This window comes from Streptomyces sp. R-74717, from assembly GCF_047305335.1.
Lineage (GTDB): Bacteria > Actinomycetota > Actinomycetes > Streptomycetales > Streptomycetaceae > Streptomyces > Streptomyces atratus.
Genome location: NZ_CP102361.1, coordinates 4,288,281 through 4,305,376, shown reverse-complemented (window position 1 = coordinate 4,305,376; position 17,096 = coordinate 4,288,281). Strand labels below are relative to the sequence as shown.

Genomic DNA, 17,096 nt, shown 5'->3' with positions numbered 1-17,096 from the left:
CGGTGACCGAGAAGGCCGACCTTCAGCCCATCCTCGACCGAGCCGCCGAGGGCGGTCGGATCACTCCGGAGGAGGCCCTCGACCTCTACCGGTCGGCGCCGCTGCACGCACTGGGCGCGGCCGCCGATGCCGTACGCCGACGCCGCTACGCCGGTACGGAGCACATCGCGACGTACATCATCGAGCGCAACATCAACTACACGAACGTGTGCGTCACGGCCTGCAAGTTCTGCGCCTTCTACGCCGCGCCCAAGGACACCGCCAAGGGCTGGTCCCGCGACCTCGACGACATCCTGCGCCGCTGCGCGGAGACCGTCGAACTCGGCGGTACGCAGATCATGTTCCAGGGCGGGCACCACCCGGACTACGGCGTCGAGTACTACGAGGAGCACTTCTCCGCCATCAAGAAGGCGTTCCCGCAGCTCGTCATCCACTCGCTCGGCGCCTCCGAGGTCGAGCACATGGCCCGGATCTCCAAGGTCTCCGTCGAGGAGGCCATCCAGCGCATCCACGCCGCCGGTCTCGACTCCTTCGCGGGAGCGGGCGCCGAGCTGTTGCCGGCCAGGCCGCGCAAGGCGATCGCCCCGCTCAAGGAGTCCGGCGAGCGCTGGCTGGAGATCATGGAGATCGCCCACCGCCTCGGTGTCGAGTCCACTTCCACCATGCTGATGGGCACCGGCGAGACCAACGCCGAGCGCATCGAGCACCTGCGGATGATCCGCGAGGTACAGGACCGGACGGGCGGCTTCCGCGCGTTCATCCCGTACACGTACCAGCCGGAGAACAACAAGCTGAAGGGCCAGACGCAGGCCACGCTCTTCGAGTACCTGCGGATGATCGCCATCGCCCGGATCTTCCTCGACAACGTCGCCCACATCCAGGGCTCCTGGCTGACCACCGGCAAGGAGGTCGGCCAGCTGTCGCTGCACTACGGCGCCGACGACCTCGGCTCGATCATGCTGGAGGAGAACGTCGTCTCCTCGGCGGGTGCCAAGCACCGCTCCAACCGCCTGGAGATCATCGACCTGATCCGCAAGGCGGACCGGGTGCCGGCCCAGCGCGCCACCACGTACGAGCACCTCGTCGTCCACGACGACCCGGCGAACGACCCGGTCGACGAGCGCGTCGTCTCGCACATCTCGTCCACTGCGATCGAGGGCGGCACGGCCCATCCGGAGCTGAAGCTCCTGAACGCCAACTGAGGCAGTTTTGCTGACCGTTCACGCCGCGCCGCTGGTTCTTCCGGTCGGCGCGGCTGCCGTTGCGCAGGGTGCGGTGGCCGTGGAGGGCGACCGGATCGTCGCCCTCGGACCGTACGACGAGGTCGTGGCCGCCCGCCCCACGGCCCGGGTCCGTACATGGCCGGGCGTCATCACGCCGGGACTGCGGCAGTGGCACGGGCTGTGGTTGCTCACCCGCTGCTACCACCCCGACCCGCGCGAGGCGGACGCGCTCGGCGACCGGCCGCTGTGGGGCGAGGCGTTCGAGCGGCTGGTCGGTGAGATGGACGCGACGCGGCGGGCGGGCAGCGTACGGCGCGGGCTGCAGCAGATGCTGCGGTACGGCACGACGCACCTCGCGGGCCGCTTCCACGACCCGGCCGTCCGCACCGCCGTTGCCCGCTCGGGTCTGACGGAGGTCTCGGTCGTCGGCGCCCCCGGCATCCTGGTCGGGGAACCGAGTCTGGACCCGTTCGTGGAGGGGTACGACCTGCCCGGTTCCGTGCACGGCCCGCTCACCGTAGGCGGCCGCGCCGACCTCGCCGTCTTCGACGTACCCGACGAGGCGGCGCTGTGCGCGGCGGGGGCGGGGCGGTGCGTGGCCACGGTGCTGGGCGGGCGGCTGATGTACCGGCGGCGCTAGGGCCTGCCCAGTGCCCCTCCGGAGCCGGACGGTCCCGGAATCCGGGCACCCGTGTTGTCACGGCACGGACGGGCCGCGTATGTATGTGCCTGCGGCTGTGTACGGCCACGCATTGGCGACGCACCGTTCCTAGCCAGTGTGCATGAGTGAGTCCTGGACCCACTGTTGTGTACTGGGCGCATCCCGAACGGTTTTGGATGCACTGGTCCCCCGCGTTCGCTTCCCGCTCGGTGACGGCCCTCCAGGGGGCCGGTCCGTTGTGGGCGGGCGGGTTCCCTCACGCCCCCGGTCACCTGGTCCGGCCTGGGCGGTCCGATGCCCCGCACGATCACTCCGGTCGTGTGGGGGCGGTGCCGTCCTTCTCCAAGCTCTCAACTTCGTTCGAGCAGGGGATACCCCATCCCGGACCGGGTGTCCGAGGGCGCGTCGTCCGATCGCGATGCCGGCGGCATCATGACGGGACATCTTTCGCTTGGGGGTGGCCAGTGGTTTCTGCCAGTGCTGGGCACCCCAGAGGGAGGTGTAGGCGGGGTCGACCGCGACAATGCTCAGGCCCTGTTCGGCGGCCATGGAAACGAGCCGGGCCTTGAGCTTGCCGGTCGGGATGCCGGAGATCAGCTGCCGGAACCGCTTCTTGCGGCCGTGTTTCTCGCGGGTCTTCTCGGTGGTGAAGTCGAGGTCTTCGATGGCGATCGCGGTGACACCGGCCTGTTTGGCCCAGTTGATCAGGCGGGTCAGGGCGTGGCGGATCTGTGCGTCACGGCGACCGGCGGTGCCGGACAGGTCGTAGGGGAAGCGGTGCGGGTCGCCGATGGGGTTGCCGTGTGGGTCGAGCCGGTAGGCGGCGAAGTGGTCGGCGTTGGTGTCGACGCCGATCACGCCCCGGGCGCGGGCGGCCTCCAGCGAGATGGTCTGCACGGCGGGGCGTTGCCAGGACGCGGTGAGGTACCAGCGGCGACGGTCGGTGTCGAGGTGGATTCGGTAGGCGACGGCCCGGTTCGCGGTGATGCGGTCGGCCCACTCCACGCCCCGGTGCGCAAACGCCACGGTCGAGGTGAGGGTGTACCGGCCGTGCTTGGCGTTGGCCAGGTGTGCGAGCGGGGCAGGCAGCTTGATGCTGACCTCGCCGTCCGGGGTGACGCGGATGGTCTCGTTCCCGAACCGTTTCCCGGACTCGCCGTCGGCGGCGATGAACCACCGCTCCGCTTCCCAGCGTTCCCGCCACTGGTCTTCGGTCAGCTGGGCCTGGGTGAGGTGGTGGCGGGTGTTGAGGAGGCGTTTGCCGCCGCGTACCACCCGGACGCGTCCGGCCTGCCGGTCACGGACCGCAGCAGCGTGCCGCGCTTCCAGCGTCGCGAGGCGGCGGGACTTGTGGAACCACTCACCCTGGGAGCGGTAGCCACCGGCTGCCCGCTTGGTGCCTCTCGCGCCGATGGGGAGGGATAGGCGGTGCCGCAGTGTCCTGATCCCGGCTTCCAGATTCTGGATGTGCGCCGCCTGACAGCGCCGGGCGAGCGCCCACTGATCGTGTGTGGCTTTGGTGATCGCACCGGCGATCCGCGACGACGACTGCGCGGTCAGGTCCCGCTTGCGTGAAGCCCAGGTCTCCGCGCCGTGCTCCAGACCATCCGCGCAACGGGCCCTGAGGTCACGGGAAGCCAGACGGCCCTGATGCTCACCGACCGCACGCAGAACCTTCTCGTCCTGGGGTGTGAGGTGCTTGAGACGGTCCCGGATCGCCACCCCGCAAGGCCCGGGCACCACGAACGGTGCCGTCAACTCCCGCACACCACCCACCACGTCACCCCCTCCCCAAAACTGGAAACCTGCCACTCAGCCCAACGAACAGCAGCCGCCAAGGTCACCCATTCGGCCCCAGAACTCCCGTTCCCGCCCCGCGAAGCCGCCGACAGGACTCACTCCTGCTCACTAAAACTCACTTCGACGCAGCAAACCGACAGCAGCTCACAACCCCTTCAGCCCGTCGATCTGCTGCATCATCGCGGGCGCGTGGCGTCCGGGGCCCGGGCAGGTTTCATGGCCGTGGCCCAGCCAGTGGCCGACCTCGTGATTGATGATCAGCGCCCGGTACTCGGCCAGCGGGCCGTCGAACTGCGGCGACTCCCGCATCCACCGCTTCAGGTTCACCACGACCGCGGTGCCGACGCGGCAGTTGACCTCGCCGTGTGTGTTCAGCCCGTACGCCCCGCAGAGCCGGTCGACGGTGTCCGGTGTCGCGCTCTCACCTCTGTACTGAGTAATGCCGTGGCCAAAAGGTTGAAGCCGAGTTCCGGAACGTTTCGGCGCCGACGCACGAGCGGCGCGAGGCGGCGCCGACCGGGCAGCGGTGTTCGGCGTACGGGACCTGGCGGCGCTGCGCACCGCGGGCCGCCGTGAGCTGCACGGCGACGGTGCTCGGCGGACGGCTGGTCCTCCGCCGCAGCTGGGTCCGTGTGCGCCGGTTGCTGTACTGCGCGGCAGATCAGGGCCGGCCTGCGGGGACTGGGCACGCTCTCTCCCCGAGGAGCAGGCCGTGGTGAGGTTTCTCGGATCTGGTCGCAACCTCGGGGGGTGTCGCACGTCTGGTGGGTTGAAGGCGCACTTCAGCTGTTGTTCCAGACCGTTTTTCCGTCACTTCCTCGGGAGAATCCCATGTCTTCGCAGGCCAAGTGGAACCACCGTCTCCGCCCCCAGGTCCTGGGTGCCGTCACCGGTGTCGCGCTGCTGCTGGGCGGCGGCTTTGCCGTGCAGGCCGTTGCCGACTCCGGCGTGAAGCAGGCCCCCGCCGCGCCGAAGGTCACCACGACCGGGGGCGCAGCCTCGCAGACCGTGTCGAAGCCCGTCGACTCGAAGCCCGCCGGTACCGCGGAGGTCGTCGAGGCGGGCAAGCCGGCCGACGCGGGCGAGCCCGGCACCGTGCCCGTCCCGGCCGATGCGCCCCGGGTGATCCAGCCGGGCAGCGGGGCCCAGAAGTAGCAGCAGCGGCAGCACCACGGGGCGGGCCGGCCTTTCCGCAGGCCCGCCCGCCCCTACCGCAACGGATCGAGGTCCATGCAGTACGCCATTCCCGCAGCGCCGCCCTGGTGGACCCGTCTGTTCTCCCGCATGCCCCGGACCGAGAATGTGCCGGAACGGGGACATCGTCCGCGGGCACTCGGTACGCCGTACGACGACGAGCCGCCGCCCACGCTGACCGAGCTGTACCAGGCACGGCGACTCGACATGGTGCGGCTCGCGCTCTTCCTGGTGGACGATCTGCACACCGCCGAGGACGTCGTCCAGGATGCCTTCGCCGCCATCTGTCGCATGCACGGCACCTCGCTGGACGGGCTCCAGGACCCCGGGGCCTACCTGTACACCGCTGTGGTCAACGCTGCCCGCTCCGTGCTGCGCAGACGTCGCACCGCCCGTGCCTACACCCCACCCCACCAGGGTTACGGGCCGCCCGTCGACGAGGGGCTGCTGCTCGCCGAGGAGCACCGTCAAGTGCTCGACGCAATGGCGCAATTGACGCAGCGTCAGCGCGAGGTATTGGTGCTGCGCTACTGGTCGGAGCTGACCGAGGCGCAGATCGCGCAGACGCTCGGACTGTCCTGCGGCACGGTGAAGTCCACCGCGAGCCGCGCGCTGGATGTCATGGAGAAGAAGCTGGGGGCGGGCCGATGAAGCCGAATGCCGAAGACCGCCGACTTGCGACCGAGGACCGGCTGCGCGCCGCGCTGGCCGCCCGCGCCGCGCTCGTCGCGCACCGCGACCTGTGCCGCTACGCACCCCCGCAGGGACGTAGTTGGGGAGTGCACCGGGTGCGCAGGGTTGCCTTCGCCGCGCTCGGTGTGGCTGCTGCCGTGGTGGCCGTGTGCCTGCTGGTGCTGCTGCCCGGCAGCCCGCTGGACCCGGCTCCGGCGCCGCCCGCCCGCGCCCCCGGCATCGATGAACCACTGCCGGCCACACCTGCGCGCCCGGTCGGCCCGTCCGGTGCGGACCCCCGTGTGTCCAGCCGGCCATAGAGCATGTCCCGATCGCGGCCGGTACGGCATACTCGCCCGCCCGTCGGCGCCTTTGGTGCTGCACTCCGGAACAGCTCCCACGGACCGCCCGCGACCTGCTGCTTTACGTTCCATGTGACGAGGGCGACGAACCTGAATATCGCTCTTCGTCTTCCGGAACACGGCCACCCGCTGCGACAAGCGCGGCCACGTACGGACGGGCCCGTCCCGGACCGGGCAACCGGGGGCGTGAGGGAATCCGCCCACCCGCAACGGATCACGCCCCTGGAGGCGTCCCGCCGAACGGGACCAGAAAGCGGGAACCCAGCGCATCCAAAACCGTTCGGGATGCGCCCAGAACGCAGCGGTGGGTCCAGGACTCACTCATGCGCACTGGTTAGGAACGGTTGGAGACGCACCCCTTCAGTCCGAGATCTGCTGCATCATCGCGGGGGCGGGGCGGCCCTTGCCCGGGCAGGTCTCGTGGCCGTGGCCCAGCCAGTGTCCGACCTCGTGGTTGATGATGAGGGCCCGGTAGTCGGCGAGCGGGCTGCGGAATTCGGGTGATCCCTGCTGCCAGCGCTTGAGGTTGACCACGACGTCGGCGCCGACCCGGCAGTTGACCTCGCCGTGGGTGTCCAGGCCGCTCCGCCCGCAGATGGCGTCGGTGGTCCCGGGGGTGGCGATACGGATGACCAGTCCCGCCGGACCGTCGGTCACCTGGCGGAAGGTGTGCTCGCCGTGGTGCGACCAGCCCCGTGGCGCGGCCAGGATGCGGGCGATCTCGGCGGCGGCACGGTCGGGGTCGACGCCCGAACCGTCCTCCACCTCGACCTGGTAGGCGTTGCCCTTGCCGGTGTCCGAGGCGCCCGCGCGGGCGATGGTGAACGTGCCGATGTCCGACGAGGTCCCGGACGCTGACGGCGCGGCCGTCTTCCCCTCGGCGCCGGTGCTCCACCGGGGCCCCACCACAGCGGCGGCACAGATCAGCGCCGCCGGGACGACAGCAGCGACGAACAGCCGCGTTCCGGCCGCAGCCGCCGACGCGCCCCCTGTGCGGACATCTGGGCTCCTCGCTGGTTCCCGGTGGCTCTGAGGTCTGTGTTCCCTTCTGTGCTGACTGCCGGTGGACCCAATTGGTTCAGTCCACCCGGGGCCGACTCGCGACCGGCGCGAAGCACCGCAGACCGGGCTGCTTGAATGGGTGGGTGACCCGAGCTTCCCTGGACAAGCAGCCGCACGAAGTCGCCACGATGTTCGACGACGTGGCGGCGAACTACGACCTCACCAACGACGTGCTGTCGCTCGGCCAGGCCCGGCTGTGGCGCAAGGAGGTCGCGAAGGCGGTGCACGCCCGACCCGCGGAGAAGGTCCTCGACCTGGCCGCGGGCACGGCGACGTCCTCGCTGCCCTTCGCCGCGACGGGCGCGTACGTCGTGCCCTGCGACTTCTCCCTCGGCATGCTGCAGGAGGGCAAGAAGCGCAACTCCTGGCTCCCCTTCACCGCGGGCGACGCCACCAGGCTGCCGTTCCGCGACGAGACCTTCGACGCGGTGACGATCTCCTTCGGGCTGCGCAACGTCCAGGACACGGATGCGGCGCTGCGCGAGCTGTACCGGGTGACGAAGCCGGGCGGCCGGGTGGTGATCTGCGAGTTCTCGCAGCCGACCTGGACGCCGTTCCGCACGGTGTACACCGAGTACCTGATGCGGGCGCTGCCGCCGGTCGCGCGCGCGGTGTCGTCCAACCCCGACGCATATGTCTATCTCGCCGAGTCCATCCGCGCCTGGCCCGACCAGGCCGGACTTGCGGCGAAGCTCCAGCGGGCCGGCTGGTCGAAGGTCGCCTGGCGCAATCTCACCGGTGGCGTGGTGGCGCTGCACCGGGGCGTACGTCCGTCAACTTCTCGGCCCTAGAGGACCGAGCTCGTCGGCTCGGTTCCGCCAGGCCTCGTCGCGCTCCCGACTGCCCCTACGACAGGGCGGTCACGGGTCGCGTCTCCCGGGCTCGGCTGTGCCGGGTCCGGGACGGGGATGTCGACAAGCACCCACGCCGAACGTGCGTGGTTGCGCACGTTGACCCCGGTGACGCGAACGACCGACTGACGCTCACGGCGTCAGCGTCATCCGGAAGCACTCCACCTGCCGCCCCGTCACCGGAGCGGTGAAGCTCTCCGCCCGCTCCATCCCCAGCCGCCGGGCCACGGCGATCGACCGATCGTTGCGCGCGTCGATCGTCGCCACCACCCGCTCCACCCCGGCCGCACGCAGCCGTTCCAGGGTGAGGCGCGCGGCGGCGGTGGCGTAACCCCGGCCCCAGGCCGAGCGGGCCAGCCGCCAGCCGATCTCGATCTCGCCCACCGGGCCGTACTCGGTCTGCGGCCAGGGCTGGGCGCCGGTGAAACCGGCCACCTCGCCGTCCTCGCCGAGCACCGTCCACAGGCAGTAGCCCAGCTCGGCGTCGAGCCGGCGCTGGCGGGCGGTCCACTCCTCGTACATCGAAATCTCCTCCGACGTACCGCCGAAGAACTCCATCACCTCGGGGTCGTCGAACGCGCGGTGCCAGGACAGCGCGTCCTCGTCGGTGGGGACGCGCAACTGGACGGACGGGGCGGCGGAAGGCAGGGTCGACATCGGGGAGCCCTTCGGAAGATCGATCAGCAGGCCCCCCATAGACTGCACGGGACAGGTGCCGCGCGGCACGCGATTTCGAGTCTTCGGGAGATCCGACCGTGACCGAGCCCCTCTCCGAACACAGCGCGGATGTGATCGTCGTCGGGGCAGGCCCGGCCGGCTCCACCACCGCGTACTACCTCGCCAAGGCCGGACTGAACGTCCTGCTCCTGGAGAAGACGGCCTTCCCCCGGGAGAAGGTCTGCGGCGACGGCCTCACCCCGCGCGCCACCAAGCAGCTCGTCTCCATGGGCATCGACATCTCCGAAGAGGCCGGCTGGCTGCGCAACAAGGGTCTGCGCATCATCGGTGGCGGCGTCCGCCTCCAGCTGGACTGGCCGGATCTCGCCTCGTACCCGGACTACGGACTGGTCCGCAAGCGCGACGACTTCGACGAGCAACTGGCCCGCCAGGCGCAGAAGGCGGGCGCGCGGCTTCACGAGCGCTGCAATGTCGGCGCCCCGATCATCGACGACCGCACCGGCCGCATCACCGGCGTCAACGCGAAGCTCGGCGAGGAGAAGACCCCGGTCACCTTCCACGCCCCGCTCGTCGTCGCCGCCGACGGCAACTCCACCCGGCTGTCGCTCGCCATGGGCCTGCACCGCCGCGAGGACCGCCCGATGGGCGTGGCCGTGCGTACGTACTTCACCTCGCCCCGCCACGACGACGACTACCTGGAGTCCTGGCTGGAGCTGTGGGACCGCCGAGGCCCCCAGGACCGGCTCCTGCCCGGCTACGGCTGGATCTTCGGCATGGGCGACGGCACGTCCAACGTCGGCCTCGGCATCCTCAACTCCTCCTCCGCCTTCAAGGAGCTGGACTGGCGCGAGGTCCTCAAGGCGTGGTGCGCGTCCATGCCGGAGGACTGGGGCTACACCCCGGAGAACATGACGATGCCGATCCGCGGCGCCGCCCTCCCGATGGCCTTCAACCGCCAGCCGCACTACACCAAGGGCCTGCTGCTCGTCGGTGACGCGGGCGGCATGGTCAACCCGTTCAACGGCGAAGGCATCGCGTACGCCATGGAGTCGGGCCAGATCGCCGCGGACGTCATCGTCCAGGCCCACGCCCGTGCGACCCCGGCCCAGCGCGAACTGGCGCTGAACAACTACCCGAAGGTGCTCAAGGAGACCTACGGCGGCTACTACACGATGGGCCGCGCCTTCGTGAAGCTGATCGGCAACCCGAAGGTCATGAAGATCGCCACCCAGCGCGGTCTGACGCACCCGCTGCTGATGAAGTTCACGCTGAAGATGCTCGCCAACCTGACCGACCCGACCGGCGGCGACGCGATGGACCGGATCATCAACGGGCTGTCGAAGGTGGCCCCGAAGGCCTGAGCGGCCACCCGGACCGGCCACGGCTGTGCTCAGTCGGTGAGCGCGGCCGTGGCCGGTCCTCTTGATGTACGTATGCCCATGGAGGAGCAGCGACCGGCTGCCGGTCGGCTGCGGCACGGGAAGGCATCGCGGGTAGTGCACCGCGGTGGTACTGGAGAGGCCATGGTGCCCCTGAAGGCCTGACCGGCGGTCGGGCCCCCGGCCGGGCCCCGTCAGCTGTCCCGGTGGCCCGCTTCCACGCGATCGCCGCGGTTGCCGTCCTCGGTGCGCCTTCCGCCGGTGGCGACCACGTGGCCCCTGGGTCTGCGCGGGAGCAGGCGGCGGGTGAGGCCGGATTCGTAGCGGGGTTGGAGCAGCAGGAACAGGCCCACCGCGCAGACGAACGTGACCCCGAAGAGCATCCAGGACTTGGCGCCCCGCGCCGAGTAGGCCACGATCCCGAACGAGAACAGCGTCGACCAGAAGTACATGAGCAGCACGGCCCGGCGGTGCGAGTGGCCGAGCTGGAGCAGGCGGTGGTGGAGGTGGCCCTTGTCGGCGGCGAAGGGGGACATTCCGTTCCACGTACGCCGGACGACGGCCAGCACCAGGTCCGCGACCGGCAGCGCGATGACGGACAGCGGCATCAGCAGCGGGATGTAGACCGGCACCATCGCGGCCGACCCGGACCTGCCGTCCACCGACTGGCTGAGGAGGCTCGGGTCGACCTCGCCCGTCACCGAGACCGCGCACCCGGCGATGAGCAGGCCGAGCAGCATCGAGCCCGAGTCACCCATGAAGATCCGGGCCGGGTGGGAGTTGTGGACCAGGAAACCGAGGCACATGCCCGCCAGGATCGCGGAGATCAGCGTGGTGGACGCGGCGGCCTCGATCCCGTAGCCGTACCAGAGCCGGTACGCGTACAGGAAGAACGCCGTCGCCGCGATGCCCACCGTGCCCGCGGCCAGCCCGTCGAGCCCGTCGACGAAGTTGACCGCGTTGATGGAGACCACGATCAGCCCCACGGTCAGCAGCGTTCCCTGCCAGTCGGAGAGGTAGATCCCGTCGGTGCCCGGCACCGGGAGCCAGAGGATCGTCAGCCCCTGGAACACCATCACTCCGGCGGCGAGCACCTGACCTCCGAGCTTGACCAGCGAGTCGACGCCCCATTTGTCGTCCAGGACGCCCAGGAGCCAGATGAGCGCGGCGCCGGACAGCAGTGCCCGCGGTGTCGAGCTCTGGGTGAAGATGCCTTCCAGATGCGGCAGGTGGGAAGCGACCAGCAGCCCGGCCACCAGCCCGCCGAACATGGCCACGCCGCCGAGGCGCGGGGTGGGTTCGCGATGGACATCTCGCGCCCGGATCTCGGGCATCGCGCCGACGGAGATCGCGAACTTCCGTACGGGGCCGGTCAGGAGGTGGGTCACGGCCGCCGTGATGAACAGCATGAGCAAGTAGTCCCGCACGGGCGGCCTCACATTCCGGCCCAGCGGGCCGATACCTGAGCCCGATCGATGCCCTCGCTGCGCCCCGGCGAGCCTAACTCATACGGATTTCTGTGCGACGGGGCGTGGGGCGGGACGGTGGTGGGTGCGGGCGTCGAGCGATACGTACGTCAGCGGGCGGACGTGCCATTCGATGTGCCGGCCGCCGCGCAGCATAAGCGTGAACGCTCACGGGGCTCGGCCAATGCCACGGAGGGCGCCCACCGCATGACGCCCCCGGAGACCTCCTCGCGCAGGGAGACCGCGCCAGGTGACGGTGTACGTGACGGACGACGAACCCGGTCGCCTGCCCGCACCGCCGCCCCCGCGCACTCCCGGGCCGGAGGCCGGTGCGGACGAGGGCGGCCGGGGGCCCGTCCTCGTGGACGGGCTCGCCGCCCGGTGGGGGACCACCGCGTACGGGGCGCGGTTGCCGCACTCGAAGACGGTGTGGTTCACCCTCGCCGCCCCCGGACGATGAGGCCCCCCGACCCGCACACAGGGCGCGAGGCCCTCATTCGCTGCCCTGCCGGGAGAGAACCCGGGCACCTTCATGGCGCACAGCCAACTGAACGGGCACGATGCGAGCGCCTTGTGCGACAACGGCCTTCGGGGCGTTCTTCTCCCGTACGACGAGCAGCCCTGCCAGCACCAGCAGTACCCAGAGCACCGGACCGAGCGGGTTGCCGGGGGAAATGAACCCCTGCGCGGCAAGTCCGAGGAGGCCGCCGGCGGAAAGCGCCGCCGCGAGAACGACCTTGCCGAGGCTTATGTCCGATGCCGCACCGGAACGGCGACGGAATTCGAACCGGCCGAAAATTCTGGTGAAGCACACCAGGAAGACTCCCGAAACACCGACCCACAGCGGTGCGACCGCGAACCACATCGGGCTGCCGGGCTTCGGTGTCGCGAAGCCGAGTCCGACAATTGCGATTCCCGCCGTCATCACGAGCGCGGGCATGTGCCAGAGGTACAGGGTCATGAAGCGGGTTCCGCACCATTGCAGGAAGGCGGTGGCCAGTGGACGTTCGGCGAACCGAGTTATGGCCGGCTTGAGCGTCAGCCAGAGCCCGAGCTGGCCGATCGTCAGCGACATCATCACCGCGGTGGGAGGGCTCATGTTGGAGACCGGGGCCCCGGGCATTCCGATCATGGATGCCGGGTAGGGCCCGAAGAACACAGAGGCTGCGGTGAGTCCGAAGCCGACAGCGGCCAGACCAGCCGATGTCCACTTGCTCCGCATGCGCAGGCCGCCATCGGCGTAGTGGAAGCCGAACTGGTGGGCTGCCGGCCAGACGAACAGGGCGTTCAGGAAACCGATCGCGGGGCTGACCTCGAAGCGCAGCACATCGACGACCAGGGCACACACGGCGAGTACGCCGATCACGCGCCATCCGTATCGGCGGTACCACCTGAACATCACCGGCGTGAGCGCGACCACGAGCACGTAGACGGCGAGGAACCAGAGCAGCTGCCCGGCTGTCCTCCCCGCCAACAGCACCGGTTGCTGAGGCACCCCCGCGCCGATCAACGCGTGGGGCAGCAGCAGCCACACGGCTGCCAGGGGTATGACCGGCACCAGGAGACGCGCAATTCTGCTCCGGAGCCAGGTGTGCACCGATTTCGCCGTTCGGAACGAGAAGAAATTGGCGGCTCCGCCAGCGAAGAACACCATGGGCATGACCTGCGTCAGCCATGTGACAATCCACCAGCCGGGACTTGCGAGAGCATTGCCGGTGCTCAAATGCCCATTTTCATAGGCCAGTACGGGCATGAGCCAGTGCTGGGAAATCACGGCCAGCACGCATAGTGCTCTGATGACGTCTATGAAAGGATCGCGGCCGCGACCGGGAGAATGAGCGTGCGTCTGCTGCATGCAATCATCGTGCAGTCAGCAGGCGATACGGACAGTAAAGCGGACCCCCGAATTCATTGGGGTGCCAGCACTGCGTGCCATGGTGGGGTTCTCCCCACCGGGCCCCGTCCACCCGAGCGGGCCATGCCGCCCGGCGCACGGCGAAGAGCCGTTCGCGGCGCGCTTCACGCGCGGCTCTTGGTCCAGGAAGCCGGTGTTGCGACGACCGATTGAGTCCGGGAAGTTCACCCCGTTCACTGTGCCGGCAGACGTTCCTGGCGGAGCCGCAGCCGTGCGGATCTGCCTCGACGACGGCGCGCTCCCGGCGACCTGCTTCAGCTGCAAGCGTTACGGGCGCCCGTCGAGTTGACCCGGGTCCTGAAGGACCAGGCTTGGGGGGGACCGCCCGACCAACTGTTGGGCGGGTTCCTCCGTCCAGGCGCCCCTTGGAGGTCATCTCAATCGGTGAGCCCCCGCGCCGCCGAGGCGCCCGGAGCATGGCCCCGCCACGACCACCATGAGAGCTGCGACCGCGCCGCCGAGCAGCATGACCGCCGACACGGACAGGTGGTCGAGGACGGCCCCGCCTGCCAGGGCGCCGATGGCGAAGGTCGCCTGGAAGGACGCGGTGAAGAGGACGGACGCCGCTTCGGGCGCGTCGGGGGCGGCCTTGGCGAACCACGCCTGCGAGCAGACCGGTACCGCTCCGTAGGCGACCCCCCAGACGACCAGCAGCGCGACGGCTCCGGCCTCCCACCTGCCCAGGGCCGGGAGCAGCGCGGTCGCGGCGGCGATCATTCCCGCGGCGAGGCAGATCGCGGTGCGCGGACGGCGCGACACAAGTGAGCCGCCGACGAAGTTGCCGACGATGCCGGCGGTGCCGTAGACGAGCAGGAACACCGTGATCAGCGCAGGGTCGGCGCGGGTGACCTGTTCCAGAAAGGGAGTTACGTAGGTATACGTGGAGAAGTGGGACAGGACGATGAGGAAGGTGAGGAGCAGTGCGAACCGGGTGCCTGTCCGGCCGAGCACGGTACGGAGCACGCTCACGCGGGTGACCTGCGTCGGGGGCAGGGCCGGAATCACCAGGAGCATCAGGGCCAGTACGCCCACGGTCAGCACCCCCATGACCACGAATGCCGTCCGCCAGCCGGCCAGGCCGCCGATGAACGTACCGGCGGGGACGCCGAGCACGGAGCCCAGCGGGACTGCCGAGAAGATCACCGCTGTTGCCCGGCCGGCCGTTGCCGGGGGGACCAGCCGCCCGGCCAGTCCGGCCCCGATGGACCAGAAGCCGCCGATGGTGATCCCGACCATCACCCAGGAGACCAGGACGAGGCGGTAGTCCGTCGCGGCGGCGGTGAGGAAGTCGGCCAGGGCCAGCAGGAGCATGAAGGCACAGAGCATCACACGCCGGTCGACGCGGGCCGTCACCACGGTGACCAAGGGGGCCGAGACCGCTGCGAGGAGTCCGGGCATGGTCATCATCAGGCCCGCCGTGCCGTCCGAGACGGCGAAGTCGGACCCGATCGACGTCAGCAGACCGATGGGCAGGATCTCGGTGGTGACGATCGAGAAGATGCCCAGCGTCACGGAGACGACGGCGAGCCGGCCGCGCAAGGGGGTGCGGGGCGGGGCGGCGGCTCGTTCGGGGGGAGTGGTGGTTGCGGTGGTCATGGCGGGTGCCGTCCTGTGCTCGGTGACGAAAGGGCTGTTCACCCCAGTTCACAAGCGGCGGTGGACGGTGTCCGGCAGGTTCGCGACGTCAACGACGCCCGCCGGGGGCGATGTCGCATTTCAGCGGGTCCGTGGCGGTCCGGGGGCGGGCCGGGGCCGGAAACGGCGAAGGGCCGTCACTCCCGAGCGGGGGAGTGACAGCCCTTCGCCGCGCGCCGAGAAGGCGCTTGTGAATCCGAGAACTCGCCGGACCCGGTGGACTTGGCGGATTCCGCGGAATCAGAGAACGCGGACCGCGCCCGACGGCGGGTCGTAGGAGAGCGGACGCTGCACCACACCGGTGCCGGAGTTCTGCGCGCCGACGAACTGGCCGCCGCCCACGTAGATCCCGACGTGGTACGCGCTGCCCGCGCCGCCCCAGTACAGGATGTCGCCCGGCTGGAGGTTGCTCAGGGAGACCTGGGTGCCCGCGGTGGACTGGGACTGCGAGACGCGCGGCAGGTCGACGTTGATCGAACGGAACGCGGCCTGGACGAGGCCGGAGCAGTCCCACGAGTTGGGGCCGGTACCGCCGGGTACGTACGCGTCGCCGACCTGGGCCTTCGCGAAGGCGATGACGGCGGCGGCGGAGCCGGTGGCGCTCGACGAGGAGTAAGAGGAGGCCGAGGCCACGGCGGAGGAGCCGGAGGACGCGCCGAGGGTCGTACGGGCGGCGGTGCGGGAAGCGCGCTCGGCGGCCTCCGCCTTGGCCTTGGCGGCCGCCTCCGCCTTCTTCTTGGCCTCTGCCTTGCGGACTGCCTCGGCCTTGGCCTTCTTGGCGGTCTTGGCCGCGGTGGCGGCTGCGGCGTCCTCCTGGGCCTGCGTCTGCAGGTCCTGGGCGACCTGCTGCGTGGCCTGAGCGGACGCGGCGACGGCGGTGGAGAGCCCGGCGGTGATGGTGGGCATCTCGATGGTCTGGGTCACCGGCTCGGCCTGGGCCGGACCGGCAGCGCCTGCGACCGCGATGGTGCTGAGGACGCCACCGGCAACTCCGGCCCGCAGCGCCGTCTTCGGCGCGTTTCGGCGGGGCTTCCGGTGGCTGGGTATGTGAGCGGTGTGGGACATGAGTACTAGCGCTATCAGGGCTCCGGGGCTCCCATCAAGAAACGTGTGTTGCGACACAGTTACGTCCGGAATCTGTGAATCCGCTTTCTGGTGGCCCTTATTGACGCCGTAACGGGCAAACCGGGCACGCTCGATTACCGCTGTGATCACGGACTTTCGGTAATACGCCCGAATTGCCCGTCGCTTACCATCCGCTCACACCGATGGCCAAGCCCGCTTTTATTGAAGCCCGGATGGAGTGGCGTAGGTCACAGCATGGCCGCGGCGTGGGGGGTGTGGGTGCGCCCGGCGTCCCGGGCGGCATCGGATCCCGGGTGGCCGTCCATTTATCCGGAAGATCGTGAATGTGTGCACGCGTCCACTTCGCTCCCCGGGGGCCCCTCGCGCGGGTGAGTCCAGAGTGGGGCAGAACCCCTTATCACTCCCAGGCCGTCCATTGCCAATTTGCCTGAGCGGGTATCTGATTGTTAGTGCAACACCTTCTTGACCAGCACAGACAACACCGGATGTCACGTCTCGTGATCGCTCGGCCGCTTTGCGTACGAAGATCACCACCGAGGCGGCTTCGTGACCCTTCGCCGGGTGGTGGAGATCACAAACTCGTTGTTGTATCCCGTGTCGCAGATCACAGGATGGCGGGCATAGGATGCGGGGCAGTCGGGCTTGTGAACTGCCTCACATGTGCACGATCTTGGTGAGGTGGCGAGCCGAATCGCCCGATGCGGTCCAACGGTCAAGGACGACTGGAAGGAGCGAGGAGCGTGAATGCCTACGCGCCCATCCTCGTGCTCGGCGCCCTCGGGGCAGGGTTTGCGATCTTCTCCGTGGTCATGGCCACGCTTATCGGCCCGAAGCGGTACAACCGAGCAAAGCTCGAAGCGTACGAGTGCGGTATCGAACCCACCCCCACTCCAGCCGGAGGCGGCCGCTTCCCCATCAAGTACTACCTGACGGCGATGCTCTTCATCGTCTTCGACATCGAGATCGTCTTCCTCTATCCCTGGGCGGTCACCTTCGACGCCCTGGGGATCTTCGGGCTCGTGGAGATGCTGCTCTTCGTGCTCACCGTCTTCGTCGCCTACGCGTATGTATGGCGTCGCGGCGGCCTGGAATGGGACTGAGGGGCTGAGGGG

The 17,096-nt window shown here is 69.6% G+C and carries 15 protein-coding genes and 2 pseudogenes; 9 read left to right on the top strand and 8 right to left on the bottom strand.

What is annotated here, in order from left to right; all coding sequences use genetic code 11:
• The first annotated feature begins 2 nt into the window (after window positions 1-2).
• Together mqnC and NRF20_RS19460 are read left to right on the top strand one after the other, a co-directional pair.
• Window positions 3-1,202: a cyclic dehypoxanthinyl futalosine synthase gene (gene mqnC, locus NRF20_RS19465; RefSeq protein WP_413752967.1), complete on the top strand. Its 1,200-nt coding sequence runs from the start codon at window positions 3-5 to the stop codon at window positions 1,200-1,202.
• Window positions 1,203-1,209: 7 nt separating this feature from the next.
• The gene (locus tag NRF20_RS19460; RefSeq protein ID WP_398632730.1) at window positions 1,210-1,863 is read left to right on the top strand and encodes an imidazolonepropionase-like domain-containing protein; all 654 of its coding nucleotides are present in this window, start codon (window positions 1,210-1,212) and stop codon (window positions 1,861-1,863) included.
• Between the two features lie 129 nt (window positions 1,864-1,992).
• Here NRF20_RS19460 and NRF20_RS19455 read toward each other — a convergent pair whose 3' ends face one another.
• Window positions 1,993-3,660 carry an IS200/IS605 family accessory protein TnpB-related protein gene (locus NRF20_RS19455; protein ID WP_398632743.1) on the bottom strand — a complete coding sequence of 556 codons (1,668 nt, stop codon included), beginning with the start codon at window positions 3,658-3,660 and terminating at the stop codon, window positions 1,993-1,995.
• Window positions 3,661-3,834: 174 nt separating this feature from the next.
• Window positions 3,835-4,101, bottom strand: a pseudogene (locus tag NRF20_RS19450) (DUF3152 domain-containing protein); the annotation flags it as partial.
• Between the two features lie 414 nt (window positions 4,102-4,515).
• Here NRF20_RS19450 and NRF20_RS19445 point away from each other — a divergent pair.
• The 3 genes from NRF20_RS19445 (at window position 4,516) to NRF20_RS19435 (ending at window position 5,870) form a co-directional block, all read left to right on the top strand.
• On the top strand, window positions 4,516-4,839 hold the full coding sequence (locus tag NRF20_RS19445; protein WP_398632729.1) for a hypothetical protein: 324 nt from the start codon (window positions 4,516-4,518) through the stop codon (window positions 4,837-4,839).
• 75 nt (window positions 4,840-4,914) lie between these two features.
• Window positions 4,915-5,529, top strand: coding sequence for an RNA polymerase sigma factor (locus tag NRF20_RS19440; protein WP_398632728.1), 615 nt, complete (start codon window positions 4,915-4,917; stop codon window positions 5,527-5,529).
• Entirely contained in the window at window positions 5,526-5,870 is a 345-nt protein-coding gene (locus tag NRF20_RS19435) for a hypothetical protein (protein WP_398632727.1), read from the top strand. Before NRF20_RS19440 ends, NRF20_RS19435 begins: the two co-directional genes overlap by 4 nt.
• 376 nt (window positions 5,871-6,246) lie before the next feature.
• Here the strand turns inward: NRF20_RS19435 and NRF20_RS19430 are convergent.
• A pseudogene (locus tag NRF20_RS19430) lies at window positions 6,247-6,986 on the bottom strand (DUF3152 domain-containing protein).
• Window positions 6,987-7,057: 71 nt separating this feature from the next.
• Between NRF20_RS19430 and NRF20_RS19425 the strand changes: the two are divergent.
• On the top strand, window positions 7,058-7,765 hold the full coding sequence (locus tag NRF20_RS19425) for a demethylmenaquinone methyltransferase (protein WP_398632726.1): 708 nt from the start codon (window positions 7,058-7,060) through the stop codon (window positions 7,763-7,765).
• Between the two features lie 192 nt (window positions 7,766-7,957).
• Here NRF20_RS19425 and NRF20_RS19420 read toward each other — a convergent pair whose 3' ends face one another.
• Window positions 7,958-8,482 carry a GNAT family N-acetyltransferase gene (locus NRF20_RS19420; RefSeq protein ID WP_398632725.1) on the bottom strand — a complete coding sequence of 175 codons (525 nt, stop codon included), beginning with the start codon at window positions 8,480-8,482 and terminating at the stop codon, window positions 7,958-7,960.
• Between the two features lie 98 nt (window positions 8,483-8,580).
• Here NRF20_RS19420 and NRF20_RS19415 point away from each other — a divergent pair, with 98 nt between their 5' ends.
• Window positions 8,581-9,864: a geranylgeranyl reductase family protein gene (locus NRF20_RS19415; protein WP_413752966.1), complete on the top strand. Its 1,284-nt coding sequence runs from the start codon at window positions 8,581-8,583 to the stop codon at window positions 9,862-9,864.
• A 212-nt stretch (window positions 9,865-10,076) separates the two neighbouring features.
• On the opposite strand, the gene NRF20_RS19410 is transcribed toward NRF20_RS19415, so the two are convergent.
• On the bottom strand, window positions 10,077-11,309 hold the full coding sequence (locus NRF20_RS19410) for an MraY family glycosyltransferase (RefSeq protein WP_398632723.1): 1,233 nt from the start codon (window positions 11,307-11,309) through the stop codon (window positions 10,077-10,079).
• Between the two features lie 289 nt (window positions 11,310-11,598).
• Here NRF20_RS19410 and NRF20_RS19405 point away from each other — a divergent pair, with 289 nt between their 5' ends.
• Window positions 11,599-11,808 carry a hypothetical protein gene (locus NRF20_RS19405; protein WP_413752965.1) on the top strand — a complete coding sequence of 70 codons (210 nt, stop codon included), beginning with the start codon at window positions 11,599-11,601 and terminating at the stop codon, window positions 11,806-11,808.
• A gap of 33 nt (window positions 11,809-11,841) precedes the next feature.
• Here the strand turns inward: NRF20_RS19405 and NRF20_RS19400 are convergent, their stop codons facing one another.
• From NRF20_RS19400 to NRF20_RS19390, 3 genes are all read right to left on the bottom strand, one after another.
• On the bottom strand, window positions 11,842-13,203 hold the full coding sequence (locus NRF20_RS19400) for an acyltransferase family protein (protein WP_413752964.1): 1,362 nt from the start codon (window positions 13,201-13,203) through the stop codon (window positions 11,842-11,844).
• A 432-nt stretch (window positions 13,204-13,635) separates the two neighbouring features.
• Window positions 13,636-14,859 carry an MFS transporter gene (locus tag NRF20_RS19395; RefSeq protein WP_413752963.1) on the bottom strand — a complete coding sequence of 408 codons (1,224 nt, stop codon included), beginning with the start codon at window positions 14,857-14,859 and terminating at the stop codon, window positions 13,636-13,638.
• 279 nt (window positions 14,860-15,138) lie between these two features.
• A complete protein-coding gene (locus tag NRF20_RS19390) occupies window positions 15,139-15,963 on the bottom strand; it encodes a C40 family peptidase (RefSeq protein WP_266358839.1) in 825 nt (274 codons plus the stop codon).
• A gap of 761 nt (window positions 15,964-16,724) precedes the next feature.
• On the opposite strand from NRF20_RS19390, the gene NRF20_RS19385 reads away from it, so the two are divergent.
• Window positions 16,725-17,084, top strand: coding sequence for an NADH-quinone oxidoreductase subunit A (locus tag NRF20_RS19385; RefSeq protein WP_003992243.1), 360 nt, complete (start codon window positions 16,725-16,727; stop codon window positions 17,082-17,084).
• Window positions 17,085-17,096: the final 12 nt, after the last annotated feature.

Bases quoted from the DNA above. Each gene is read 5' to 3' on its own strand.
- NRF20_RS19390 (WP_266358839.1), bottom strand. From the start codon at position 15,963: ATGTCCCACACCGCTCACATACCCAGCCACCGGAAGCCCCGCCGAAAC.
- NRF20_RS19445 (WP_398632729.1), top strand. From the start codon at position 4,516: ATGTCTTCGCAGGCCAAGTGGAACCACCGTCTCCGCCCCCAGGTCCTG.
- NRF20_RS19395 (WP_413752963.1), bottom strand. From the start codon at position 14,859: ATGACCACCGCAACCACCACTCCCCCCGAACGAGCCGCCGCCCCGCCC.
- NRF20_RS19440 (WP_398632728.1), top strand. From the start codon at position 4,915: ATGCAGTACGCCATTCCCGCAGCGCCGCCCTGGTGGACCCGTCTGTTC.
- NRF20_RS19435 (WP_398632727.1), top strand. From the start codon at position 5,526: ATGAAGCCGAATGCCGAAGACCGCCGACTTGCGACCGAGGACCGGCTG.
- NRF20_RS19420 (WP_398632725.1), bottom strand. From the start codon at position 8,482: ATGTCGACCCTGCCTTCCGCCGCCCCGTCCGTCCAGTTGCGCGTCCCC.
- NRF20_RS19400 (WP_413752964.1), bottom strand. From the start codon at position 13,203: ATGCAGCAGACGCACGCTCATTCTCCCGGTCGCGGCCGCGATCCTTTC.